The organism is Candidatus Eisenbacteria bacterium (assembly GCA_016867495.1).
Lineage (GTDB): Bacteria > Eisenbacteria > RBG-16-71-46 > CAIMUX01 > VGJL01 > VGJL01.
The window spans coordinates 55,493-80,529 of the sequence record VGJL01000001.1 but is presented as its reverse complement, the minus strand read 5'-3'; the positions used below and the strand labels follow the sequence as shown (position 1 = coordinate 80,529).

The 25,037-nt window shown below is 66.6% G+C and carries 15 protein-coding genes; 13 read left to right on the top strand and 2 right to left on the bottom strand.

What is annotated here, in order from left to right:
- Window positions 1–84: 84 nt before the first annotated feature.
- From FJY88_00310 to FJY88_00270, 9 genes are all read left to right on the top strand, one after another.
- Window positions 85–1,791 carry a hypothetical protein gene (locus FJY88_00310; GenBank protein ID MBM3285788.1) on the top strand — a complete coding sequence of 569 codons (1,707 nt, stop codon included), beginning with the start codon at window positions 85–87 and terminating at the stop codon, window positions 1,789–1,791.
- Window positions 1,792–1,811: 20 nt separating this feature from the next.
- Entirely contained in the window at window positions 1,812–5,060 is a 3,249-nt protein-coding gene (locus FJY88_00305) for a tetratricopeptide repeat protein (GenBank protein ID MBM3285787.1), read from the top strand.
- Window positions 5,057–6,775, top strand: a complete 1,719-nt coding sequence (locus FJY88_00300; protein ID MBM3285786.1) for a GAF domain-containing protein — start codon at window positions 5,057–5,059, stop codon at window positions 6,773–6,775. Before FJY88_00305 ends, FJY88_00300 begins: the two co-directional genes overlap by 4 nt.
- Window positions 6,776–7,856: 1,081 nt before the next feature.
- Window positions 7,857–8,114: a hypothetical protein gene (locus FJY88_00295; GenBank protein MBM3285785.1), complete on the top strand. Its 258-nt coding sequence runs from the start codon at window positions 7,857–7,859 to the stop codon at window positions 8,112–8,114.
- 135 nt (window positions 8,115–8,249) lie between these two features.
- Window positions 8,250–9,707 carry an HAD-IG family 5'-nucleotidase gene (locus tag FJY88_00290; GenBank protein ID MBM3285784.1) on the top strand — a complete coding sequence of 486 codons (1,458 nt, stop codon included), beginning with the start codon at window positions 8,250–8,252 and terminating at the stop codon, window positions 9,705–9,707.
- A 238-nt stretch (window positions 9,708–9,945) separates the two neighbouring features.
- Window positions 9,946–10,836, top strand: a complete 891-nt coding sequence (locus tag FJY88_00285; protein MBM3285783.1) for a hypothetical protein — start codon at window positions 9,946–9,948, stop codon at window positions 10,834–10,836.
- Between the two features lie 204 nt (window positions 10,837–11,040).
- Window positions 11,041–11,925 (top strand): porin family protein, encoded by an 885-nt coding sequence (locus FJY88_00280; GenBank protein ID MBM3285782.1) that lies wholly within the window; start codon window positions 11,041–11,043, stop codon window positions 11,923–11,925.
- Between the two features lie 234 nt (window positions 11,926–12,159).
- The gene (locus FJY88_00275) at window positions 12,160–14,859 is read left to right on the top strand and encodes a hypothetical protein (GenBank protein ID MBM3285781.1); all 2,700 of its coding nucleotides are present in this window, start codon (window positions 12,160–12,162) and stop codon (window positions 14,857–14,859) included.
- Between the two features lie 17 nt (window positions 14,860–14,876).
- The gene (locus tag FJY88_00270) at window positions 14,877–16,988 is read left to right on the top strand and encodes a hypothetical protein (GenBank protein MBM3285780.1); all 2,112 of its coding nucleotides are present in this window, start codon (window positions 14,877–14,879) and stop codon (window positions 16,986–16,988) included.
- A 73-nt stretch (window positions 16,989–17,061) separates the two neighbouring features.
- Here FJY88_00270 and FJY88_00265 read toward each other — a convergent pair whose 3' ends face one another.
- Window positions 17,062–18,495, bottom strand: coding sequence for a proline--tRNA ligase (locus FJY88_00265; GenBank protein ID MBM3285779.1), 1,434 nt, complete (start codon window positions 18,493–18,495; stop codon window positions 17,062–17,064).
- A gap of 164 nt (window positions 18,496–18,659) precedes the next feature.
- Window positions 18,660–20,339 carry a LysM peptidoglycan-binding domain-containing protein gene (locus FJY88_00260; GenBank protein MBM3285778.1) on the bottom strand — a complete coding sequence of 560 codons (1,680 nt, stop codon included), beginning with the start codon at window positions 20,337–20,339 and terminating at the stop codon, window positions 18,660–18,662.
- A 3-nt stretch (window positions 20,340–20,342) separates the two neighbouring features.
- Here FJY88_00260 and FJY88_00255 point away from each other — a divergent pair, with 3 nt between their 5' ends.
- Genes FJY88_00255 through FJY88_00240 form a run of 4 tightly spaced genes read left to right on the top strand, consistent with a single transcriptional unit; the run spans window position 20,343 to window position 24,949 of the window.
- Entirely contained in the window at window positions 20,343–21,290 is a 948-nt protein-coding gene (locus FJY88_00255; protein MBM3285777.1) for an ABC transporter ATP-binding protein, read from the top strand.
- On the top strand, window positions 21,155–22,078 hold the full coding sequence (locus FJY88_00250; GenBank protein ID MBM3285776.1) for a hypothetical protein: 924 nt from the start codon (window positions 21,155–21,157) through the stop codon (window positions 22,076–22,078). Before FJY88_00255 ends, FJY88_00250 begins: the two co-directional genes overlap by 136 nt.
- A complete protein-coding gene (locus FJY88_00245; GenBank protein ID MBM3285775.1) occupies window positions 22,075–23,619 on the top strand; it encodes a hypothetical protein in 1,545 nt (514 codons plus the stop codon). The genes FJY88_00250 and FJY88_00245 overlap by 4 nt, the downstream gene beginning before the upstream one ends.
- Window position 23,620: 1 nt before the next feature.
- Window positions 23,621–24,949: a DUF4340 domain-containing protein gene (locus FJY88_00240; protein MBM3285774.1), complete on the top strand. Its 1,329-nt coding sequence runs from the start codon at window positions 23,621–23,623 to the stop codon at window positions 24,947–24,949.
- Window positions 24,950–25,037 lie beyond the last annotated feature (88 nt).

Genomic DNA, 25,037 nt, shown 5'->3' with positions numbered 1-25,037 from the left:
CTGTTTAGAATAGCTGACGCAAGCTCGACAACCGGGACCCGGGTCGGGTCCCCTGCGGCCACAGGATGTGACCAGGAGTTCACCATGCGGATGCATCGGATCGTCCCAGCTGCTTGCCTGCTTCTCATCGCGTTCATCGGTTCCGCGGGCGGCGTCATCCCGCTCCAGACATCTCCGTACTGGCAGTCGACGCCCAACGGGCAGTACGGGACCGGACTCGGGGTCTCCGACTTGAATGGTGACGGCTGGGTCGACCTGGTCGTCGCCAACGGCAACGACATGGCCCGCCAGCGGTTGGTGGTCTATCTCAACCAAGGGAACGGGAACTTCCCTCTCGCGCCCACCTGGAGTTCGACCGACATCGATTACCACGGCCATCTCGACTTGGCCGATGTCGACGGCGACGGCTTCGTCGACTGCGCCGTGGCCGTATACATCGGACCGAGCGGCTTCAGCACGCCGGGAAAGGTGAAGCTCTACCGGGGCAACGGGAATGGAACCTTCAGCGCTACTCCGATCTGGCAGTCTGCCGAGGACTTCTACTGTTTCAGCGTCGCCTTCGGCGACATGGACATGGATGGCGACCCGGACCTCGCCTGCGCCGCCGGCGAGGACTACGAGAACTCGCCCGAGCGGCGCCGGATCTTCCGGAACGACGGCGGCGTCCTGGGGACCGCTCCCGCTTGGCTGTCGACCGAGGTCGAGTACTCCCTGGACGTGACATGGGCCGACTTCAACGGCGATGGGGCGCTCGATCTGGCCTTCGCCGGCTCCTCCTGTCCCAATCGGATCTACTTCTCACAGGCCGGGGCGATCCAGACTACGGCCGGATGGTCATCGACCGACGCCTCCATTTACGCGAACACGGCCGCGGCCGGGGATCTCAACGGAGACGGGTGGATCGATCTGGCGATCGCGGACAACAGCCAGCTCGGGGGTAGCGGCCGTTTCAAACTCTACCTGAATCTCGGCAACGGAACCCTCTCCACCGTTCCCGGTTGGGTCTCGAACCAGACGGGCTACGGCTCCCACGTCTCCTTCGTCGACATCGATGAGGACGGCGACCTGGATCTCGCGGCGGGGACCTGGTGGGACCCGGTGCGGATCTATGAGAATGTCGCCGGCGTTCTTGGGGCCAATCCGTCCTACACGTCGGCGACCGATTCGGTCATCGAGAACGAGGTGTGGGAGGATGTCGACAACGATGCCTTGCAGCGGGGTCTCTCTGCCGACTTTGTCGGCGACGGAGCCCGACGCCTCTTCTACCTGCCGTCGAGACCTGCGCGCGAGCTCATACGGGTGATCGTGGGCGATTCGGAGATCGACCCGGAGGATGTCTACCTCGACCCCGACGACGCATGGTTCATCCTGGACGCGCCCCCGCCGACATACGCCGATGTCCGCGTGACCTACGTCTCGTCCACCGATCTCGACCTTGCGGTCTCGAACTGGGACTCGAACATCGGGGAGTACCTGTTCCGCAACACGAGGAACCCGGCCCTGGTGAGCGAGGGAGGCGGGACGGACAGGTTCCAGCTTGTCGTGGCTCCCAATCCATCGACGGGACCTGTGCGGCTCTTCACTCAGGGGGGGGTGCTCCGTCTGGGATGGTCGTGCGAGATCATCGATCTTGCGGGCCGGAGACTCTGGAGCCGCGCGGTTTGTGACGACGCGCTGGCCTGGGACGGACGCGATGCCGCCGGACGGATGCTCCCCGCGGGCGTCTACCTTCTTCGCGCCCGGTTCGCGGACGGCCGTGTTATGCAGACCAAGCTGACCCGAGCACGCTGATCGATTGGGAGCGAAGCGAGATGAGTTCGCAGGCCTTGTCGATCCCGGGATTGCCTGAAAGGCTGCGGGCAATCAGCGAGGTGCGCGCCGGCAAGGAACGCGCTCTGTTCCGCGTCTTCGACCAACTGGATGAGAAGAGGAAAGTCCTCAAGATCGTCCTCCCGAGCGCCGGAGAAGAGGCGCGCCGGGCGGTCGCCGAGGAGTTTCTGCTGCTGGAGAGGCTGCACCACCCCGCCTGGGTCCATGTGGAGGGATTCCTACACCTCGAAGACGGATCGCGGGGCTACCTGATGGAAGAGCTTGGGCCTCTGGATGGGGGCCCCGCGATTCCCCCCGGATGGGAGCCCGACAGCCTCGAGGCCCTGCGGCAGGTGCTGGGCGCCCTCGCGACCCTCCATGCCGTCGGCCACGCGCATCTCGACCTGAAGCCGAGCCAGGTCCTTCGAAGCGCGCGCGGATTCTGCCTCATTGATCTTGGTCTGGCGTGTCCAATCGGCGATCGGACCCCGCCGCGAGGCACCTGGGGATTCATCGCTCCCGAAATCCTCGCGGGTGCCGAGTGGGACCATCGAGTCGACCTCTATGGCGCCGGAAGCCTCCTTGTCCAGGTCTGGACCGGTGAGAGCCCATGGGGCCGCGGGGATGCGACCGAGCAGCTGCGCAGACAGACTTCCCGGCCTCAGCTCAGACTGCGCGACCGTGTGCCGGGGATTCCGGAGGGTCTCGATCGTGTCGTCGAGGCGATGCTCGATCCGGATCCGGACCGAAGGCCGGTCAGCGCATCGGCCGCATGGGAGTCGCTCCACAGCATGACAGGCTCTCTCGATCGCTATCTCGAGCGGAGGCGGGTGCCAGCGCCGAGCGCTCTTCCCTACGTCCCTGACCCCGAGATCGAGAAGCGCTGGGACGAGGTCGTCGGCAGGGCGCGGGAAGAGAGATGGGTGATCGAGGGGCCGCCGGGAAGCGGTCGCCACCGCCTGCTTCAGAGGCTCCGAGCGCGCGCCGAGGTTCTTGGCGGTGCGTGCCGCGTCGAGGAGGGTCTGCTCGAAGTCCACCTCGGTCCTGCTCCTGGAGGAGGAGCGTCCACTCTCCGATGCCGGATCGGAGAAGCGAGGCCGGACGAGACCCGCGTCGAAACCGGGCGCGTGGGCCCCCGCCAGGCGCAGGCGGCGCTTGCAGCGTTTGGGCTCATCGCGGAGGGGGGCGAGGAGGATTGGACGCGGGCGCTGCTTCACGCGCGAATCTGCGAGCGTCTGGGAGGTGAGGAGGCCCGCCGGCGCGCAGGCAGGATGAGGCGAACCTTCGCCGCCGCGCAGGGATCGAAGTTGGGGGAGCGCGACCGCAAACGCATCGCGGATCTGCTCGCCGCCGTCGTCGCGGAAGAGGCACCCCTCGCCGAAAAGGATGATCCGCTCGTCCGCGGGGGATGGCTCCTCAAGGACGAGGAGGGGAGACTGAGGCGGGCGATCCCGCCATGGGACGAGGAGAGCCTCGCGGCGTTCGCAGGCCATCAGGCGATTCGCGATGCGCACAGACGGCATCTGGAGCGCGCCGTCGGCGGCGATGTGGTGGCGTTGCGTCATGCGGTGGGGGCGGCGGACGCGGACGGTGTGAGAAAGCATGCGCGGCCGGGCGTCGAGGAGCTCCTTGGGAAAGGGGATCTGGCTCTCGCCTTCGAGCTGCTCTGGGAATCCAGGCGGATTGTGGGGGCCGCATGCGCTCCGGAGTGGCTCGATCTGCTCGCCTGGCTGGCGTTTGAGGATGGGGCGCCTGCGCGATGCATGGCCCTCCTTCGGAGCGACGGGCCATCTCTCGACGGCGAGTGGCGAGTCCTGCTGGAGGCTCACCTGGAGTTCCGGGGGGGGCGACGCCAGGAGGCCATCGACCTGGTCCGCCCTCTTCTTGGGGCCTCGGAGAGACCGACGATACGGCGGGGGGCGGGCGTCGTGCTGATCAAGTCCCTCAACGCATTGGGTCAGCTCGAGGAAGCCGAGCGCGTCGGTCTCGCTCTCCTCGACGAGGCGGATGAGGGAACGACGCCCGCGGAGCGTTTGCGACTCGCCAATGCTCTCCTTGAAGTCCTCTCGGCGCGCGGAAGCGGAGGCGCCGCCTATGCGAAGGTGCATGCCGTCTGCGAAGCGTGCCTGGAGGCGGAGGGCGCTCGGGAAAGGCAGCTGGCCGCGGCGACGCTGGGGGGGGTTGCGTTCCGACAGGGGAGATTCGAGGACGCGGCCAAGCTCCTGCAGACGGCTTACCTGGTCGCGCACGATCGGGGCGACGCTATTCAAGTAGCGACAGCTCAGACAAACCTCGCAGGTGTCCACTTTGAGGCTGGCCAGCTTGCTGATTGCGAAGCGTCAAACCGGAGTGCACTTGCCGCGTACCGAGATCTGCGCGATCCGATGCACCTGGCCTTCACGATGCGCAACCTGGCTGCAGTGCTTCAACTCCAAGGGCGTGTGCTGGAGGCACTGGACTGCTGTCGAGTAGCACGTGAGGGGCTGGCGGCCGAGAGAGCGGAGGACGATCTCACAAGCGCCATCGCGCTCGAAGTGGCGATCCTCACTGATGTAGGCATGCTGGAGATGGCTTCCGAGGTGTCCAGACTGGCGGAGAGGCGCCTGAGCGTGCAGCCTGATCCACTGGTGGAGGCGATTCTTCGTCGTGATCTCGGGAGACTCGCAAGGCTCAGCGGCGACCGAGACGTTGCGCGGGCCAGTTGGGAGAGAGCGATCGGGCTGGCGAGGAGGATCAGAGCGGGAGATGAGGTCGCCCGGACGCTGGTCGAATGGTCGCTCGCCGAGTCCGCGTGGGGTGCCCTTGGTGATGCGCGGGCACTGCTCGCTGAGGCAGCGGCGACAGGCGTGCTTCCGTGCGGCGGCGACCTTGGTGTCATTGCTGGCTTCGCGCGCGCTGCTGCCCGTACGGGAAGCGAGGGCTCCGCCGATCGCTCCGCGGGGCTCAGGAGTCTTGGCGAGGCAGGGATACGTGGCACCGAGATCGGCCTGCGCCCATGGACCTGGAAGTGCCATGCCGCGATGGCGATGGTCGCGCGGGCCGAAGGCGAGACGGCGATGGCCATCGCGGCCCTTCGTAACGCCCGCGAAGCGCTGAAGGACTTGCTGGATGCGATCGGCGGGACGGGCCTTCAGGAATCCTACATCCTGTTGCCCGATCCACGCCTTTTCCTTTCGTGGTGTGAAGGAGACCGAGAGACTCTCAGCGCGCTGTGCGATGGGAGTTCCGATCTGGAGGTCTTTCTGCGATGAGACGTGAACCCGAACCCGCCGAGCGCGAGCCATCATCCGAGAAGGAAGCCGCCTCGCCGCCGGATCAAGCTGCAGCGCGTGATCTTCTCCAGAATCTCGGCAGGTCGCTGAGCGCGGTCGAGAGGAGCCTGCTCGCGGAGAGAGAGACCCGGACATTGGAGGAGACAGAGAAGCTCAACCGCAGGTTGAACATGTACGAGCGGCTGGTCCTGTGTGTCCGGTCTCTGTCGTCCATCCTGGACCTGGAAACGCTCATCGGGGCGATTCTGCAGGAGGTCGTCGGGCTCTGTCGTGTCGACAGAGGGTTCCTCCTGCGGCCGGATCCACACGGCCGCCTCAGGGTCGAGCGGGGGTTCGATGCTTCCCTGGGTCATCTCGACGCGGCGTTCGAGAGCGAGGTGAGCCGTTCCCTGGCGACGACCTCCTTCCGGGATGGACGATCCCTGTGGGTCACGGACGCGCTCCAGCGCGAGGAGTTCCGCACCCAAGAGAGCATTCAGGCCCTGAATCTCTCCGTGATCGTCTGTGTCCCCGTCCGGACCACGCACGGTCCGATCGGCGTTCTCTATCTCGACAGCCGGAGGCCGGAGACCCTTCCCGCCCAAGAGGACCTCGATGTCCTGGAGGCTTTCGCCGCGCAGGCCGCCGTCGCGCTCGAGAATGCGCGCCTGCATCGCGAGATTCTCGACGCGCGCGCCGGGCTCGAGCGCGAGAACCGAGGCCTGCGGCAGTCGCTCCCTGGTTCCCGGGGGGCTTCGGAGATTCTTGGAAGGAGCCGCGCGATCGAGGAGCTGCGGCAAAGGATCGGTCTTGTCCAAGAGGTTCTCTCTCCAGTCCTCATCCTGGGCGAGACGGGCACGGGGAAGGAACTGGTCGCGACCGCGATCCACGCGGGCAGTCCACGGGGGTCCGGTCCTTTGCTCCGAATCCACTGCGGGGCTGTGCCGGCCGATCTCCTCGAGAGCGAGATGTTCGGTCACAAGAGGGGATCCTTCACGGGCGCGGTGCAGGACAAGCAGGGGCTCTTCGAAGCGGCAAGTGGAGGCACCCTTCTTCTCGATGAAATCGGAGAGATGCCGGTGAAGCTGCAGGTGAAACTCCTGCGCGCTCTGGAGAGCCAGGAGATTCGAAGGGTGGGGGAGACGCATGAGCGCAAGGTCGACGTGCGCGTGCTCTCCGCGACGAATCGAGATCTCGAGCAGGCCATCCGGGATGGAGAGTTCCGCGAAGACCTCTACTACCGCTTGATGGTCGTCACGCTGCGGGTTCCACCCTTGCGGGAGAGACGGGATGACATCCCTCTCCTTGCCGAGCACTTCCTTCGGAAGACCCTGACAGCCCTCGATCGCCCGTACGGCGGATTCACGCCCGGGGCGATGCGATTCCTGCTAGAGCAATCGTGGCCCGGCAATGTGCGGGAGCTGAAGAATCTGATCGAGGGGTCCTGCGTCTTCTTGAGGAGAGGGGAGCCCCTGGATGTCAGCGATCTGCAGCTCGCGGGGCGGGGGAAGGGGGCATCCGAAGCTTCGGCCGGGTATCTGGTCGCTGACGGAGGTCTCCGGGAGCGACGGGAGGATGTCGAAAGGCGCCTGCTCCTCGGCGCGCTCAACAACTGCGGGTGGAATGTGAGCAGCGCCTCGCGCACTCTTGGCATCTCGAGACAGCACCTGCACAACCGGATCCGGCACCACAGACTCAAGCGGCCTTCCGCCTGAGGATGTGTTGTGAGCCTGCCCTAGCAGCAGGGTCATGTAAACGATAGACGACTCCCGGTGTAAGGCGAGCGATCTATCATCATTGCAGGCAGTTCCGGCCTCCTATGACCATTAGCCGCGTCTACTGTCGTTCTTCCTTGACTGGTGCGATGCCGGGGACAACGCCGCCAGTCGAAAGCTCGTGATTCGACGTCAATGCAACACATTGATAGAATATAAGATAGAAGATCGATTGGGAATGTGTCTCGGCTGAGCCGCTGGCATGCCGCCTGCTTGATGGGACGGTGGCGACTGGAGGTCGCCAATCTGAGGCGAGAGCCTCGACCCAGGAAGGAGGTGGACAGGATGTTCTTCACACTCTTGCTGCAGCTGTTGGCGGTGGTCGTGGCGGCCATGGGCCGGGCGGGCTGGTAGAACAGCTCGGTGATGGCGGGATCAGCCCAACCGCCAGCCGGTTCCTCTCGGGCCAGTGAGGGCAGCGGGAGGGTCGCCAATCAGTAAGGAGGCCTGCTTCGGTGCCAGCTCGGCTGGATGCGCCCCTCCGGCCAGCGTGGTTGAAGCAGGCCTCAGTTCAATGGGTTTTCACCCTCCGGAGTGGCTCCTTTCAGCCGCGTGAGCCAACTGCTTGAGAAACAACGCTCTCCTGCCTGCCGGGATGGAAGCTGGATCGATTCGATCGAGGGCATTGCAGACGAGTCCACAGTCCTGCGCGCCTCCCACCCCCTTCGACCGGAGTTCTGCCATCCGTTAGCTCCTGCACTACTAATCAGTTAGACGGATCTTGAACTCTCTCTGACCTTGACGGCAAGCCTGGCATCGAAGCTGCCGCTCCCCCAAGCGTCAGAACTCTGAGGAGGATCCGGCCATGACCACGCGCCATCATGAACTCAGCCTATGTGCTCTCGGTCTTGCTCTCCTGGCAATGGCTGGCTGTTCGGCCGAGCCAAGTGATCTGCTTGCGCCCGAACCCGCGCTTGCGACGGCTCAGGTGGAAACAATTGCGCATGCCAAGGGAGAGGTCGGTCCTGCCGGCGGGACCGTGTCTGTCTCAGGGGCGATGGTTGTTGTTCCGAAGGGGGCCTTGCAGACGAAAACGACCGTCCGCCTGACGCAGTTCTCTGACGGTACGGTCGAGCTCGAGCCGCACGGACAGACCTTCTTCGTCCCGGTTGAGCTTCACCTCAGCGCTCCGACCGGGGCATCTCCGGCGAGCTGCGCGGTGCAGTGGCTCGATCTGACTCAGAACAGCTGGGTGACGATCCCGAGCGTCGCGGGGGGGATGGGTAGGGTTGCCCCCCTGCAGCACTTCTCGAGGTACCGTATCGACCTCGTCGAGTGACGTGGCTCCAAGTCCCCGCCTCCGACCGCGTCCCCGGGGACGCGGTCTTTTCATGCGCTTTCCCGAACTCGCCCACCCCGGAGAATCCTGCGCGCTTGAGACATCCCGTTCGCCCTCTTAAGATCCTGCACGAGCATGAGGACGTCGCGCAGGGGCCAGAAGACCATCAGCTCTAGGGGCTGGAGGACGATCGAGAAGGCGGCCGGGATTCCCCCCGAGAGTCGCATCTATGTCAACAGGGACCTGAGGATGTCGGCGGTGCTGGCGGTGGGGTTCGACATGGACCACACTCTGGCGCTCTATCGCAAGAGGCCCTTCGAGGAACTGGCCTTCGAGAAGGCGAAGCGCAAGCTGCTTGCGGCGGGCTACCCATCCGATGTTGCCGATCTGAGATACGACGCCTCTTTCGTCATCAGGGGTCTCATCGTCGACAAGCGGCGCGGGAACATCCTCAAGATGGATCAGCACCGCTACGTCGCCCAGGCCTACCACGGGACCTCGCGGCTGCCGGACGAGGAGCGCAAGCGGCTCTACCAGAGAAGCCCGATCCGTCTCTCGGGCGACAGCTTCATGCCCATCGACACGCCGTTCTCGCTGCCCGAGATCGACCTGTACGCCCAGCTCGTGGATCTCGCCGACAGGAAGCGGTGGCGTGCCCATCGCTACCGAACTCTGTACGACGAGGTCCGCTGGGCGGTTGACCAGGCCCACGCCGACGGGAGCATCAAGAACGAGATCGCCAAGGATCCAGGACGCTTCCTTGTCCGTGATCCCTCGCTGCCGGCAACGCTGCACCGGATGAAGGAGCACGGCTATCGCCTCTTCCTGCTCACCAACTCCGAGGCCTCCTACACATCGCTCATCATGGACCGGCTGCTGGGGGGGATGATCCCATCGAAGCGCGGATGGACCGAGTTCTTCGATCTTGTGGTCGTCCGCGCCGGCAAGCCGGGCTTCTTCCGTAACCGCACGGTTTCGATGCCGACCGCGCTCCCGGGCGTGCGCCGGGCGAGCGAGAGGTTGAAGGCGGTCGCTGGCGGGGGCGTGCGGGACCTGGAACGGAGGATCGGCTGCGCAGGCGATCGCATCCTCTATTTCGGCGACCACACATACGGGGACATCCTCAAGTCGAAGCGCGTGCGCATGTGGCGGACCGCGATGGTGATCCAGGAGCTGGAGGAAGAGTTGACCGCGCGCGGCCGCATGGCGGCGTCGATCGAGCGTCTTCACCGCGCGCGCGAGAGACGCGAGCAGCTGGACCTTGTTCGGGACGGGCTCGATCGGGCGGCGCGGGGGGACGCGCCTCCGCAGCTTCCCGGGCTGGGCAGAAAGCGGGCCCGGGACCTCCGGGATCGGATCGACGAGCGCCTTCGGATCCTTCAGCGGGAGATAGACGGCCTGGCGGGGCTCATCGATCGTGCCCACAACATCCACTGGGGGCCGGTATTCAGAACCGGCCACGCGCCGAGTCACTTCGCGGAACAGGTCCAGGATTTCGCATGCATCTACACGGGACGGGTCTCGAACTTCATCCACTACCCTGTCGCGAAGTACTTTCACGTCCTACCTGAAGTGATGCCGCACGAACGGTAGCGCAATGCGCGATTGCCTCAAGACCGCGGCATCGAGACATTCCGGCGTGACCATGGCTGCCACGCGAGCGGCGGCGAGTCTCCTCACGCGGGCCGGCCTCATCGGTGTTTTTCTCTGCGCTTCGCTGAGCGCGACAGTCAAGGCGCGGAGTGGGAGCGAGGAGCCGAAGGCCAATCCCAATCGGCACCGCCCCGCGCCGCTTGCGGGTATTGCGTACACAGAAGGGTTCGAGGCTGGAGTGCCTCCTCAAGGCTGGTCGATCTCTCAGACCAATCCCCTTGCCACGTGGCGCCAGAGTTCCGTCGATCCGTTCGAGGGGGAGTTCTGCGCCGCGTGCCCCTACGACGATCGGCTCGGCGAGCAGGAGGAGTGGCTGAGCTTCGCGCACACGCTCGCCCCCGATGAAGCGACACTGACCTTCGCCGCGATGGGAAGCGTCTACTGGAGCACGACTCCGCATCAGAACTACAACCTGCTGGTCGCGATCAACGGCGCGGTCGTGTGGGACTTCAGATCCGCCAATCGCGGGACGAGCTGGGTCTGGGAGGTCCATCGAGTGGATGTCAGGGAGCACATTGGAAGCACGGTGCTCGTTGCCTTTGGCTACGTGGGATCCGACGGAGCGGAAGGAGACTTCGACGCCGTCTCGTTCAGCGACTATGCCTTGCCTCCTCCTCCGGCGAATGACGACTGCGCGGGGGCTAGCCGCCTCCCATGCGGAACCTACTCCATCATCGGCTCGACGGCGCTGGCGTCGAACGACTACTCCCCATTCTATCCGTCCAGCTGCACGGGATACTCGGCGAGCGGGCCCGACCTGGTCTACTTCACCGATCTGAAGTCCGGCGAAAGGCTCTCGGTCGTGATGGACACAGTCATGGATTGGGACGACTCGGTCTATCTGCTCGCCGAGTGTGGCGAGGGGCGTTTCACCTGTGTGGCGGGAGACGACGCCTATCCGGACATGTCGGCGTTCGAGTATACGGCGGCCATCGCAGGACGTTACTACCTCGTGGTCGACGGCTTCGGGGGGGCGTCGGGCGAGTTCTCGATCTCGGGAGCGAATGGCTGCACGCCCGTGGCCGTCCGAACCGTGCGATGGTCCACCCTGAAGGCGATGTTTCGGTGAGAGTCCTCCGCGCCGGTGGAGCTGTCGCGCGCCGCAGCGGGGATACGCGGTCGGCTGGTGTGCCGAGGCCCGCCCTCCGAGCCGGGACGCGTTGACACCCGCCCAGGCGTGTGTTACGGTGCGCTCGCTTGGGTCGGGGTGAGCGCCGGTTTCTTTTCTGCCGAAGCCAGTTTCGGGAAGGAGCTTGCGGGGAGGGGTCCGACGATGGTGTTGAAGGGACTGGGATGGGTGGGGTTCGGGGCCCTGCTTCTGGCTGCGATGCTGATCTGGCAGCCGTCCGCCGCTTGGGCGGGAGACCCGATCGGAAGGCTCTCGCTGGGGATTCGGAGCGGACTGAACGGCCTGGACCTCGGTGACATCAATGATGGCATCGGCAGGAGCAACGCGAGATTGCGCGGAGCCGAGGGCACGGCCGACTGGGAGCTGCCGGAGAGGATCCGGTTCGGTTTCAACGTCGGCGGGGACATCCACTTCGATCTCCTGCCGTCCATCCGCGTTGGCCTCATCTACGGCACTACCTGGGGTAGCACGAGCGTCGACTTTCTCCAGAAGATCTCTGTCCAACCCCGCACGAAACTCCTCTTCCCGCGCGCCATGTATCGCATCCCTTACCGGCCGACGGACGACATGTCCCTGCGCGCCTTCGCGGGTCCGGTCTTCCTACTGGACTCGGTGACGAAGATCAGCCATGAGAACACGAGCGAAGGCTCGCCTCGGCTCGACGGTCTCACCGTGAAAGGCTCCGGCAGAGGGTTCGCTGCCGGTCTGGCGGGCGAGTACACCATAGCGGACCGCTTCAGCCTCGCCTTCGAACTGGGGTGGAGACAAGCGAAGGCGAGCTTCGACAGCGGGGAGTGGACGATCACGAAGCTGCGAGATCCCGGTTCGAACGATGACGAAGCGGGATGTACCGGCCCGGAAGCGGACAGGCTGCCGAACAACCGGGACTTGCCTGAAGAGTCCTTCCTGTGGGGATTCCTGAACGAGAGGTATCGCCAGTGCATGGCCGTCGAACCCACTTGCCGAGTGCTCGAACAGGACTTTTCGGGTCTGCAGGGACAGATAGGCTTGAGGTTCTACCTCTTCTAGCCCGTATCCCCGCCCATTGGCGGGGGAGAGAAAAGCGCAGACGCCGGCGGGTCTTCAGGCCTTCCCGATCTTCCTGTAGTTCCTGTAGACGCCGAGTTGCGTCCGCAGGATCGTATCCTCGATCCAGGTCCACAGCCGCGTGCCGATCTGATCGTGTTCGTGACGCGTGCCCGGTCTCCTGAACTGCTCCGCCCGCCAGTCTTTGCGCCCGATCCACTCGCGCATGACCGCCGGATGAGTGCCCCGAAAGTGGCGAAGGTGCTCAAGCCGGCCGTAGTCGAATGCGTGGCCATCGGCCTCGGGATGACGCCGGCGGACCCAGGCCTCGTCGTGGTGAAGACGGTCCAGAGCGATCTGCTTGCGTTTCATGACCTCGGGGGGACGCACCCATCCATAGTGGAAGACCCTCGCCTGGGTCTCCCGTACGCGCAGCTTGTCGCCTTCCCTGCGGAATCCTTGGGCGCTCTTCCAGGAGCGGATGCCTGTTCCGAGGCGCACCACGCGAACTTCTCGGCGATACCAGTTGCGCGTCCACTGCAAGCGGTCGAACTCGCCCCAGAAGTGGAGGTACCGCAGGAGCAGACCCTCGACCGCCGGGTCGGCGAGCCATCGAGTCATCGCTGCGCGGATGATCGGGAGATCGTCCTCGTGAAGGACCTCGTCCGCTTGCAGGTAGATACCCCAATCGCCCGAGCAGGCATCCATCGCGATGTCCGTCTGGGTCGCGTTGATCTTTCCATGAACAAAGTGGGACGGATCCCAGCTCGTTTCGAGAACGCGGACGCGCGGATCTCCGATGGCGCGAACCGCCTCCAAGGTCCCGTCCTGCGAGGGGCCCACGGCGATCACGAACTCGTCGACGAGCGGCAGGGCGGATCGAATCGCCTCGCAGATGGGATAGTGGAGCCGGACGGCATCCCTGACGAAGGAGAACCCGCTGACCCGCATCGGCACCTCCGGGAAGGGCGGATTCTAGGAACGCTCCCCTCTGCCGGGCAAGGGAAAAGCGATGATGGCCGCCGCGGCGACCGATCATTACAATGCACAAGTCCGTCGATCCCCGGCGGCCAGGGCGGGCGCGTGAGCGCTCGCCCGAGTGCCATGGCAGCGGATGATGGAGGGTCTTTGAAGCAGATCGCTCGTCTGCGGGCCGCCCGATCAGGGCTGGCGGCGCTCATCCTCCCCCTGGCCGTGTTCGCCGGGGGGTCGGCGGCGGGGCCTGCGACGCTCGCCCCCGAAGAGATCCGTCCAGGCATGCGGGGCACTGCGCTGACCGTCTTCTCGGGCCTCGAGCCTCGTTCCTTCCCGGTCGAACTCCTGGGTGTGTTGGAGGGCAACCGCGCCAAAGGCGATCTCATCCTGTTCCGCGGGCTGGGGGACACCCTGGCCTATGTCGGCGTCGTGGAGGGGATGAGCGGGAGCCCCGTCTACGTTGACGGCCGGCTCGTCGGGGCGATCGCCTTCGCGTTCGCCTTCGCCAAGGAGCCGATCGGGATGATCACGCCGATCGGGGAGATGCTCGCCGGTCTCGACAGGGCCGACGAGGCGCCCGGGGGTTGGATGGGCGGCATGGGCGGCCTCTACGGGGAGTTGAAAGAGGCGTTCGTGGCGCGGCGCTGGGGGGACGGGCTGTGGGATGCCTTGATCCCGAGTCCTGTCTCCTCCGGGGAGGCGACGGCGATGGTCGCCCTCAGCGCCACCGGATGGACGGAGGATGCCGAGTCTCTGCTGGGACGCTTCGCGGAGAGGGCGGGGCTGCCTCGGCCGATTCCGGGCGCCGCTGCCTCGAACGGGGACGGCGGTCCTCCGAACGATCTCGGCCCCGGCTCCGCGCTGGGTGTGGTTCTGATCGACGGCGACGCCACTCTCTCGGCCATCGGAACCCTCACGCACAGGGAAGGGAACCGGATCCTCGCCTACGGCCATCCGCTGTTCCATGCCGGCCCCGTGGAGCTTCCGATGACTTCGGTCAGGATCCACACCATCGTTCCTTCCATCGGCGTCTCCTTCAAGATGGGCAGCGCCGGCCCGATCGTCGGCGCGATCCGCCAGGACCTGCGCGCCGGAGTCGTGGGAGTCATCGGCGAGGCTCCGGCGATGCTGCCTGTGCGGCTTGCGATCGAGGGCACCTCCGGCCGGGAAGTCTTCCGCTATCGGACCGCCCGCGGGACGATGCTCGAGCCCTTCCTCTTGAACTGGGTGGCCGCCAACTCCCTCCTGCAGCAGGGGTGGAGGACGGGAGAGACGAGCGTCGACGCGAGGATCGCCATCCACTACAACGGCGGACGGACTCTGACGAGGAGAGACCGGATCGACACGAGCTCGCCGGCCGGCGACGTGGCCGGATCGATTCTCGGCCCCATCCCGCTCCTCCTTGCGAACCCCTTTGGGAAGGTCTCGATCGATTCTGTCGCCTTCGATCTCTCCTACCGGCCCGGATCGCGGCGGACGACCCTCGTGGATTTGAGATCTGGCGAGGGGAGGATCCAGGCGGGAGAGCGGATCCGGTTGGTGGCGAGGCTCGTGGACTACCAGCGAGCCGAGCGCGAGCTGACGATCGATCTCCCGGTGCCGGGACGCTGGGCCGGCCAGACTCTTCTGATCGTCGCGGGCGGCGCGAGAGATCTGACGGATTGGGACCGCGACCGCGCGCCTGCGCTCTACGAACCGCGGGATCTCGAGGGGCTCGAGCGACTGATCCGGGATTTCCCGGACGAGGGAGATCTCTTAGTCCGCGTCTACGGCGAGGGGGAGGGGACCGCGCTGGGCGACCGCGAACTCGGCCGCTTGCCTGGCTCGGTCTTGGCCGTTCTCGGCACGGCCAACAGAGGAGGGCCCGCGGGGCCCGCGCCGAATCCGCTTCTCGACGAGAGGAGGATCGACGCGGGAGGAGTCGTGACGGGCGCCCTGATGGTGCGCGTCGGAATCGAATAGCGTAGGGGAGGGCTACGATGAAGAAACAGGTCGGCGCCGTCTGCGCGGGGCTTCTTCTGATCGCCTCGCCGGTGAATCAGTGCGACGCGGCCCGTACCCGCCACGTGCGCATCGAGGGATACGAGGCCTTCCGGCAGGGGAAGATGGAGGCGGTTGCCGTCAGTGAAGATGGCTCCGTCGGGGTCGGTCTCGCTTCCAAGGCGCTCCTCGCCAACGCCGGGACGCAAGTCTGGACTCTTCTGAGGGGGCCGGATGGAGCCATTCAGGCGGGAACCGGCTCCGAAGGATCGGTCTTCCGCATCGACGAGGGGATCGATTCCGGACAGGTCTCCCACGTTTTCGAGTACGAGGTCTTCGCCCTCGCCGCCGTCAAGGGCCGGCTCTTCGCCGCCGGAGCCCCGAACGGGACGATCAGCGAGATCGCTGCGGACGGTAGCGTCAGAACGCACTTCGACACTCCCGAAGGGATCGTCTGGAGCCTTCTGCCGGATTCTCAGGGGAACCTCTATGCCGCGACGGGAGAGCGGGGGCTTCTCTACAGAGTCCGACCGGACGGCGAAGCGTCCGTGATCTACCGCCCGGAGGATGACCATGTCGTGGCTCTCGCGTGGTCTCTCGGGGGGAAGCTGATCGCCGGGACCGACGGCCGGGGCCTGCTTCTCGAGATCGATCCCGCGACGGGCGCGCCGCGGGTGCTCTACGACGCTCTTCCAACGGAGATCTCCGACATCGTGGTCGCAGCCGACGGCACGATCTTCTTCGCGGCGAATGGGGCGATCGCGGCCGAGCAGGAGCGGCCATCCCCCCAAGCGGAGGGAGCGACGCCGACCGGAGCCGTGCTCTTCGCGGTCGGGGGGAACGGGGTGGCCCGTCGCCTCTGGCAGAAGCCCGGAGAGACCGTCCACGCCCTCGCGCTCGCGCCGGGGGGAGACCTCTGGGTTGGAACCGGCTCGACGGCGGCGATCTACAGAGTCTCGCCGACAGGAGAGGAGACCCTCGTCTGGAAGCCGGAGGAAGGGCAGGTGCTCTCCCTGCTGCCCGAAGGCAGTGATCTCTACGTCGGCACCGGGAATCCGGGGCGCGTCTATCGGCTCAGTCCGTCTGCGCGGAACGAGGCATGGATCCAGCCCGAGCCGGTCGACGCCGGCGGGAGCGTCTCGTGGGGAAGGGCATCCTGGCAGGTGCTGGACGGGACGGGGAAGTGGGAAGTCAGGACTCGCTCCGGCTTCACGAGTCATCCGGATTCGTCGTGGAGCGAGTGGAGCGAGCCCCTCATAGATCCAGAGGGATCGCTCATCACAAGTCCGGCGGCGCGCTTCCTTCAGTGCGAGGCGAGGCTCGTCGGGCATGGTCCGGGAGGATCCGCGCGCCTGCGGGCGATCTCCATCCCCTACAGCGAGGCGAACCTCGCCCCGAGGCTGGGATCGCTGCGGCTCTCGCCGGATGATGTGACGCCGGGGGCCGCAGGAGGGGCTGATGCGGGTTACATCCAGGACCTCGGGGGCGGCGTGAGGGTGCAGTTCCAGAGGGATCCGGCGGCGCCCCCCCCCGATCCGGCACCGGAGGCCCCGGAGTGGGTGAGGACTGTCCGCTCGATCATCTGGGAGGCGAGTGATCCCAACGGCGACGAGATGAGCTTCGAGATCGCGATACGACAGTCAGGGGAAGAGCGCTTCAGGGTGCTCGCCCGCGACCACCCGGCGACCTCCTACGCGCTCGACACGCGGACGCTTCCCGACGGCCGATACGAGATCCTCGTGGCCGCCAGCGACGCCCCGTCCAATCCTCCGGGCGAATCGATGCGGACGGAGCGGATCGCGGGGCCGTTTCGCGTCGACCACCGGCCTCCCGAGCTGGTCGACCTCAAGGTCCGCGCCGAGGGGCCGATGCGGATCGTGGTCGAGGGCGCCGCTCAGGATGAGGCCTCTCCCATCGTGCGGGTGGAGATCTCCCTGGCGGGCAAGGCGTGGCGGCCGGCGTCGGCCCAGGACGGTTTCTTCGACTCGCGCGAGGAGCGCTTCCGGGCGGAAGTCGGTCTGGAAAGGGAAGAGGACGCAGGCTGGGTAGCCGCCCGCGCCGTCGATGCCGCCGGCAACGAGAGCGTGCGGCGGGTATGGCTGGCGCCCTAGGCCGCCGGCTCTACTCCGGCGGGGCCTCCTGCCGCCCCGCCCGCGCCTTGCATCGACCGGTACCGGACGCGGCTCAGTAGGCCTTGCCCCAGATCACGCGGCGATCGGAGGAGTCCCCGCAGACGATGCATCGGCCCTTCTCGCGAAGGTAGTCTCCTTCCGGAACGGTTCGGATCGTGGCCTTGGTTTCCTCTTTGACCTTGCTCTCGCAGCTCGCCGCTCCGCACCAGTGCGCGGTCGCGAAGCCCATGTCGGCCTCCATGTACGCGCGAAACGCGTCGTAGTCCTCCAGGGGGCGCGTGCGAGAATCGCGGAAGGCGAGGGCCTTCGCGAAGAGGTCTCGCTGCATGGTCTCCAAGGTCTCCTTCAAGGCGGCCGCGATCCCTTCCCGGGGGACGAACTGCTTGGCGCGGTTGTCGCGCCGGACGAGCACCGCCTGGTTCTTGGCTAGGTCCCTCGGCCCGACCTCGATCCGGACCGGAACTCCCTTGAGCTCCCAGTCTGCGTACTTCCAGCCCGGGGTGAGCTGATCGCGCAGATCAACCCGCAGGGAGTGCCCGGCGGCGCGCAGGCTCTCTCCGATCTCGGATGCGAAAGCCGAGACGCTGGTCCGCTCCTCGGGGGACTTCCAGATCGGGACGATGACGGCGGAGAGAGGGGCCAGGCGCGGCGGAAGGATCAGCCCGTTGTCGTCCGAGTGCCCCATGATCAGAGCGCCGACGAGCCGCGTCGAGACGCCCCAAGAGGTGTTCCAGCAGAAGTCCATCCGGTTGTCGAGGGTCTGGTACTGGAGTTGGAATGTCTTCGCGAAGTTCTGGCCCAGGTTGTGGGAGGTCCCGGCCTGCAGCGCCTTGCCGTCCTGCATCATGGCCTCGATCGAGTAGGTGTGCTTCGCCCCCGCGAACTTCTCCGCCTCCGTCTTTCTCCCGGCAAAGACAGGAAGGGCCATGTGCTCCTCGGCGAAGGTGCGGTAGACCCCGAGCATCCGCAGCGTCTCCTCTTCCGCCTCCTCCTCCGTGGCGTGGGCGGTGTGCCCCTCCTGCCAGAGAAACTCCGTCGTCCGCAAGAAGAGGCGCGTTCGCAGCTCCCAGCGGATCACATTGGCCCACTGGTTGATCAGGAGCGGAAGATCGCGGTACGACTGCACCCACTTGGCGAACATGCTGTAGATGATCGTCTCGGATGTGGGGCGCAGGACCAGCGGCTCCTCGAGCTTCTCCCCTCCCGCGTGCGTGACGACCGCCAGCTCAGGGGCGAAGCCCTCGATGTGCTCCGCCTCCCGGTGAATGAAGCTCTCCGGAATGAGCAGGGGGAAGTAGGCGTTCTGGTGGCCGGTCTCCTTGATGAGGCGATCCAGTCCAGCCTGGATCTTCTCCCAAATCGCGTAGCCGTTCGGCCGGATGACCATGCACCCGCGAACCGGGGAGTGATCCGCAAGCTCCGCCTTCTGGACGAGATCTTGATACCACCGTGAGAAATCCTGACTCCGCGGGGTGATCCCTTCGATGCCCACGCCGACCTCCTTGCTGTCCGATGAGTATGGATGTGAAACAGGGCGAGCATCCCGAAGGCGGGTCGCCCGTGTCAAGAAGCGCGGATGCCGGCGCAGGGACTGAACCTCGTGAGCGGGGGACGTCAGCGGCTGATCGCGGCCGCGGCGGGAGCGGGGCCCTAGTTCAGACCGTCGGGAATCAGGAGCCTCTGGCCGGTCTTGATCTGAGTCGAGCGCCCCATGCCGTTGATCTCCTGGAGATCGGCGACGCTCACGCCGTGGCGCCGCGCGATGCTCCCCAGCGTATCTCCGGCGCGAACGCGGTACTCCTCGCCAGGGTCGGCGCCCCCGCGCCTCGCGGCTGCGGGAATCGAATCGAAGGCCGCCGCGAGGTCCTCGACGCGTCCGGCGGGCACGTTGAGGACGCTGCCGGCCGGCGCCGGCAGGCGCCCTTCGACGACGGGGTCGAGAAGGGCCGGATTCAGTCTGCAGAACTCCTCGGTCGTCGTGCGGAACGCCTTGGCGATGGCATCGACGCGGGCCGCCTCGGGCAGGACGAAGCGCTCGACCCGCTCGAGCGAATCGGACTCGAGCGCCCCGAAGTAGGAAGGGACGTTTCCGGTCACTTCGAGGGCCGCGAGAAACTCGGCATAGAAGTTCTTCGAGGAGAAGCCGAAGTAGGGTCCGTCGTACTCCCGGATGAGTCGGACGAGGTCGCTCGTGCCCAGCTCCCGTTGCGCGCGCAGGATCCCGTTCACGCCATGGTTGTAGCTCGTGATCGTGAGAGGCCATGAGCCGATCTTCTCGTGCGCTTCTTTGAGGTATCGGGCCGCGGCGTGCGTGCTGAGGTAGACGTCTCGCCGTTCATCGACGTAGCGATCGATGCGCAGGAACCGCTTGCCCGTGCCCGATGTGAACTGCCAGACTCCGACGGCGCCCGCCTTCGAGAGCGCGTCGGGGCGGTAGCTGGACTCGATGTGCGGAAGGGCGGCGATCTCCTCCGGGATGCCGTAGGCGGCCAGAATCCCTTCTATTGTCTCTTTCCAGCGTCCGGATCGAACGAGCGAGGCCCGGAACTGGTCCCGGATTCCGCGCTGGGAGCGGACCTTGCCGGCCGCGTCGATGAATCGGCTGACTCCCGAGCCGGTGGGGAAGAGGGCCGCCACGCGTTTCTGCTCGTCGCTCCAGCGCTCCTTCGGTTTCATGGAGAGACTCTCGAGGGTCTTGATGTAGTGGACCCGTCGCTCGCGGACCAGATCCCGCCGGGCTCGCTCGTTCAGGCCGGCGGTGCCGACCGTCTCATAGCGGATGCGCGGATCGTCCTCGTCGTGAATGACGGTCCAGTCGCCATCGTGCTCGGTGAAGACCTCGATCCAGAACTGGACGTGCTCCTCCAGTTCCGCTGGGCGGGGGAAAGCCGCTCCATCCCCGTGGGCTCGCAGGCCTGGCGCAAGACAGAGGGCGAGAAGCAGCAGGCCCCGTAGCGCCGATCGCCGGTACGCTCCCCTCATTGCCTTGCGACGCCCTCCTCTCCTAGACTCGCCTCGACTCCCGTGCCAAGGATCGGTCGATCCGGGGACGATCTGAAGACTGCTCCTGGCGCGGTCCGATCGCATCTGAGATGCTCGTTCGAAACGTCGGCTCGACTCAGCCAGGCTCGGGCGGCGTCGGCCTCGCAGCGCGCCTGCCCGCTTCTCAGATGCGAAGAGGCCCGTATGGCGCGAGTCTAGAAGGAGGAGCGTGAGCGTCGCAAGTTCCGTCGGGAGGGAATCGGTGAGCGGCCAGCGCGGCGCGAGGGAGCCTGGCGGCGGCCCGCTCCGCACCTTCGACCCGCCGGGGGCGGGCCGTCGGATCATCATCCGATGAGCCAAGCTGCGCAGGTCCTGGCCCCCCCGGTCGAGGCGGCTGATCTCACCAGGGACTTCGGTCCCATCCGAGCCGTCGACTCCCTCTCGTTTCGCGTCGAGCGAGGCGAGATCGTGGGTCTGCTCGGGCCCAACGGCGCGGGCAAGACCACCACGCTGCGGATGCTCACGGGCAGCCTGATCCCCACGCGGGGGAGCGTGAGACTGGCGGGGCATGATGTTCTGCGGGAGGGGGAGCGGGCGCGGGCGCGGCTCGGATACGTTCCGGAGATTGTGCCCCTCTACTCTGAGATGCGCGTCGCGGGCTACCTCGCATTCGTCGCGACGATGAAGGGGTTCGGCGCGGGGGAGAGCCCGGCGGCCCTCCAAGCCGTGCGCGAGCGCCTGGCGCTCGACGCGGTGTGGGCTCGCCCGATCCGTTCCCTATCGCACGGGTACAGGAAGCGCGTCGGTCTGGCGCAGGCCCTCCTCGGCGAGCCCGATGTCCTCATTCTCGATGAGCCGACTTCGGGCTTGGACCCGAATCAGATTCGTGAGTTCCGAAGCCTCCTGCGCGCCCTGGGCAAGGAGAGGGCGATTCTCCTCTCGACCCACATTCTTCCGGAGGCGCTCGAGATCTGCGATCGGGTGATGATCCTGAACCGCGGCAAGCTTGTCGCGATGGACCGGCCTGACCGTCTGGGGGTGAAGGAAGGTGGGGCGAGGCAGGTGCTCGCGAAGGTCCGTCTGGCGACGAGCCCCGACCCGGGCGACCCGCGCGCCCGCGTGACGCGCGCCAGCGATGAGTCGATCTGGCTGATCGAGGCCCCATGGAGCGAGGAGGAAGGGCGCCAGGCCCTTGCGAGACTCGTGAGCCAGGGCGCGAGCATTCTCGATTGGCGATCGGGGAGCGGCGGGCTCGAGGATGTCTTCCGTCGCCTGACGCTGGGAGGGGAGGACTCATGAGAACGCCGCGCAGGGCTTGGGTCCTCGCCATGCGGGAAGTGCGCGGATTCTTCGCTTCCCCGGTGGGATGGTCGATCGCGGCCGTCTTCTCTCTGGTGGCCGGGCTTATATTCGTCGGCCTGCTGATACGATATCGGCAGGCGGCCTTGAGCCTCGCGCAGAGCGCCCAGGTCAGAACCGGCGACGTCGGTCTGCACGTGAACGACTGGGTCATGCGCCCCTACCTCTACAATCTCGGTTCCGTGCTCCTCTTCTTCATTCCGCTCCTCACCATGCGGAGCGTGGCCGAGGAGCGCCGCAGCGGAAGTCTCGAGCTCCTGCTCTCGCTTCCTCTGCGAGGGAGCGATCTCGTTCTCGGGAAGCTGCTGGGTTCCCTCTGCTGTCTCCTCGCCCTGCTGCTCGTCGTTCCTCTCCACGGACTCGTCCTCGCGTTCCTGACGACGCCCGACTGGGGGGCAGCCGCGGCGGGCGGGCTTGGCCTCCTTCTCCTGGGCCTCTTCATGGTCTCGCTAGGGATCCTGATCTCGGCGCTGTCCCAGAGTCAGGTCGAGGCGGGCGTGCTGACTCTGGGAGTCCTCCTCCTGCTCGGACTGGGGCCGAGCGTGACCGAGGCGGTGAGCCCCGCCATCGCGCGCGCCCTCGGCTACGTCGCGGTGCTCACGCGCTTCGAGGACTTCACGCGCGGCGTCATCGACCTGCGTCACGTCGCTTTCTTCCTAGGCGGGACTGCGCTCTGGCTCGCGCTGGCGCTTCGCTCGCTCGACCTGTTGCGCTGGAGGGGCGCGTGAACGGCGGCTCGCGCCTTCTACCGCTCCTGCTGGCGGCCCTCTTCCTGACCGCGCTGGCGGGGGCTCTCGCGAGTCTGTCGGGCTCGCAGGCCTACCTGCCGCGGCTCTGCCTGCTCGGCGCGGCTGTGACATTCGCGGTCCTCCTCTACCGCGGGCGCCGGGAGATCGCCTTTCTCCTGCTTCGCGCGCGCAGGGTCTCTGAGCCCGGGCCCGCCGGGACCTGGTTGCTGGCCGCCGCCGTTCTTTTCGCTGCGGCGATCGTGTTCGAGCAGAGGCCGCTGCGAATGGATGCGACGGGGCGCCTGCTGAACAAGCTGACCCCGATGAGCGAGGCGGTCCTCGGGCAAGGCGAGGCCCCCATCGAGTTGATCGGCATCTACCGGGAGACCAGCCCGCAGCGCGCCAGGGCCGTCGATCTTCTCGAAATCTATCGGGTCGCATCGCGTCGGGTCAGCGTGCGCATGGTCGATCCCGATCGACGGCCCGATGAGATGCGGTCGTTGGGAATCAACCGGGCCTCCCTCGTGGTCGTCCGGATCGGGGCCGTTCAGGAAGAGGCCGACGAGCTGACCGAGCAGTCGATCAGCGAGACGATCGTCCGGGCTCAGAATCCCCGTCGATCGAGAGTCGTCTTCGTCGGCGGGCACGGCGAGCGATCGATCGCCGACGGGGGGGCGGCTGGCATCGGGAAGCTCGCCTCTGTCCTGCGTCAGTCCGGCTACGAGCCGATGGAGGTGCGGCTCTTCGAGGAAGCGATCCCCCCGGACGCGGCGATGCTCGCGGTGGTCGGCGCGAGCCGGCGGTTCCTGCCGGGAGAGCTCGCCAAGATCGGGGAGTTCCTGGACGGGGGAGGGCGAGCGCTGGTCTGTCTCGAACCCGGGGCGATGACGGGGATCGAGGAGATGCTCCGGTCCAGGGGCGTCGTCCTGGACAGCCTGGAGGTCTATGACGAGAGCCCGGCGACGCGCGGCTTGGGCTTTGGGCCCCGGGTTGTCGTTGCCGCCGATCACGGGGCTCATCCGATCACCCCGGCCGGGATCGGCTACTGCGTCTTCCCGGGCGTTCGCTCAGTGGGGCTCGGCGATGAGCCGACCTGGGGAGTGAACGCCAAGGTCCTCCTGCGAACGGGGGAGGGGGCGAGGAGAATCACGCCGGCGATCGGCGGATCAGAGGAGCCGATCGGGTCGAGCGCGGCCTTGCCGCTCGGTGTCGTGCAGGAGTGGGAAGTCCCCGCGCCCGCGACGGGCGAGGCAAGCGGCGCAGCGGCGGAGAAACCCTACGCCCGCCTCATGGCGATCGGCGATTCCGACTGGCTGTCGGGGCAGTTTCTCGACCTGTTCTCCAATCGCGATCTGGCGCTGCGATCATTCCACTGGCTGGCCAGGCGCGAGTTCCTGCTCAAGATCCCGCCGATCGACATGCGCGGAACGCCTCTCCGGGTGAGCCTCCGCGGACTCCGCACTCTCTTCTACCTGCTCCAGATCGCAGTGCCGTTCTCGCTCCTCGCCCTGGGGCTCTGGGTCTGGAGCCGGCGCCGTTAGGATGCGCGGCCGCCCGCCCACCGCAAGCCAGATCGTCCTGGCTCTCCTGCTTGTCGTGCTCGTGGCCTTGCTTCTCAGGCGAGAGGATCGAACAGGATCCCCGACGGAGTCGGCCGTCCTCGAAGGGGGCGCCTTCGATCCCTCCGTCGTCACGGAAGTCCTCTTCCAGCGCCGAGGAGAGCGGATCAGGGTCGTGCGGGAGAGCGACGGATTCTGGATCGTCCAGCCCTATCGGGATCGGGCCGATGACAGGTTCCTCGCCCAGTCGATCAAGGTGGCCGCCACGATGTCGCCGCTGCGGATCCTTCCCGATACCTCCTCGGAGCCCTTTGGCTTGCATCGGCCCATTGCGCGGTGGAGCTGTCTCTGGCCCGGGGGGAGCTACACGATCCTGCTGGGCGACTCGCTCCCCGCGAGCGGAGGCAGATTCGCCCGGGCAGGGGGCGATCCCAGGATCAGAGTGGTCGACCCGTTCCTGTCGATGCGCTATCTCGCCCCGCCGAAGGACGACATTCACGCGCCGGAGGCGACGTCGATCGAGGTGGGACCGCTCGACAGCCTGGAAGTCGTCACGCGGGAGGAAAGGATCAGGATCATTCGGCGGCGGGCCGATCGGTGGGAGATCGTCTCCCCGCTCCTCGCCGAGGGATCAGCCGTCACGATCGGTCGCGCCGTCGCCGCGCTCCGATCGGAGAAGCTGCAGTCCATTCTTGGACCGACTGGCGAGGTCGATCTGGCCGCCGCCGGCCTCGATCCGCCCCGCGCCACCTGGACCCTTCACCAGGGCCGGCTGCATCAGAGTGTCCGGATCGGACACCCGACGAAGGACCAGCGGAGCGTCTTCGTGATCCCGGCCGGCCGTGACGTCGTGGCCATGATCGATAGCGAGTCCTTCCGTCCATGGGTCGATGGACTGAAGCTCCTCCGCGAGCCGCTCCTTCTCGACGTGGCGTACGACTCGTTGCAGGCGGTCCGCATCGAGGGTGGAAGCCTCTCCCGTCTGTTCCATCGCCTGCCCGCGGGGGACTGGGCGGAGATCGCGGGCAAAGAGACTCTCGCCGTGCGGTCGGAGGGTTTCGGGCGGATGGCTCGAAATACCTGTCAGATTCGGGCCATCGCCTTCCATTCAGGGCCGCCGCCCAGGACCCTCCCGGGGGAGATCGCCATCCTCCTGGCTGGCGGCGGGGGAGGGGTGGACACGCTGCGGCTCGGGCACGACGGCGGGGAGACGGCCGTCGCCGTGAGCCGGCGCCAACCGACCGCGTGCGGGATCCCCTCGGAGGTCTATCGGCTCTGGCTGGCCTGGATCCGGAGCCCGGTCAGGCCATAGGCGCCTGTCCGGGCCCGGGACCGCCTACCGGCGCGGACCTGGATTTCCCTTCATTCGCCGAGACCTGCAGCCGACGAAAGAAGAGAAC